We start from the raw sequence: 950 nt of genomic DNA, 5'->3' as shown, positions 1-950 counted from the left end.
ACACCAAGACATCGAACGTGGCATTGGCAGCGGGCGCTGAGCGCGCGGATTTTCGGGGTTTTGCAGACGTAACGGTGGAGCGCGTCATCAGCTTCTGTCCCTATTTCCAGGACTCCTCCGCGGGTGCGGAGAAGCTGGTGCCGGAAGGTATCGAGGGCCGTCAACGATACCGTCTGGACGCGCCAGGGGCGCTTGCAGTTCGGCATCGAACTGCGGGTGGTGGACGAAAAGGGCCGTCGCCAACTTCAACATGGTGTCGAGCATCGGTGCCTTCATGTTCGGCGCCACCCAGCTGTTGTTCCTGTTCATCGTCATCAAGTGCATCCGCGGCGGCGTGCCCCAGGCGGGGGCGGCTTCGACTGCACCTTCGGCTTCGGCGTCGGCTTCGGCTTCGGCCGCGGCGCCGGCAGCGACTGCGGTGGCGACCTCACTCGCATCGTCGCCGACGCCGGGGAAGTTCTTCGGCCAGGAGGTGACCATCTTCCAGTTGAAGGTCTGCTGCTCGGCGGCGGGGGTCGATCTCCCCCATGCGGCTGTCGAGCAGCTGCACACTCTGCGCGGAACGCTGCACCACGTCGCGGATCGATTCGGTGCCTGGGCGGCCGAACTGCTGGCGCTCGTTCAGGTAGGCGAGCGTCAGGTCCAGGCACTGCTGGGCGCTGCCGGTCTGCTCGCAGGCGAGCGCGATGGCGCCCAGCTGCAGCGTTTCGCCGTGTCGCTGGTACCGGTGCCGGTGGCATCGATGTTGGTGCCGATCAGCAGGTTGACGCCGAGCACGATGCCTTTGAGCTGCAGCGCAATGTAGGGCATAGACCGAGTTCACCTGGATGGTGCTGGTGAGCCTGGTGCAGCAGTTCGGCATCGGCATCGCCCTCGGCCTGGGCGGCGGCTGGCTGCTGCTGCAGCTGATCAACCGGCTGTCGGTGGCCGACGGCCTCTACCCGCTGCTG

At 66.1% G+C, this 950-nt stretch carries 3 pseudogenes; 2 read left to right on the top strand and 1 reads right to left on the bottom strand.

The annotated features are described in order from the left end of the window. Positions 1-101: 101 nt before the first annotated feature. Both U8L64_RS00345 and U8L64_RS00340 read left to right on the top strand, forming a co-directional pair. A pseudogene (locus U8L64_RS00345) lies at positions 102-251 on the top strand (hypothetical protein); the annotation flags it as partial. Further along, positions 239-340, top strand: a pseudogene (locus tag U8L64_RS00340) (hypothetical protein); the annotation flags it as partial. The pseudogenes U8L64_RS00345 and U8L64_RS00340, both read left to right, overlap by 13 nt. A 368-nt stretch (positions 341-708) precedes the next feature. Here U8L64_RS00340 and U8L64_RS20165 read toward each other — a convergent pair. After that, positions 709-810, bottom strand: a pseudogene (locus tag U8L64_RS20165) (hypothetical protein); the annotation flags it as partial. Positions 811-950 lie beyond the last annotated feature (140 nt).

The sequence above is a fragment of the Pseudomonas sp. FIP_A4 genome, assembly GCF_036701605.1.
Classification (GTDB): domain Bacteria; phylum Pseudomonadota; class Gammaproteobacteria; order Pseudomonadales; family Pseudomonadaceae; genus Stutzerimonas; species Stutzerimonas phenolilytica.
The sequence above is the reverse complement of the archived record's forward strand: the minus strand, read 5'-3'. Positions and strand labels throughout refer to the sequence as shown.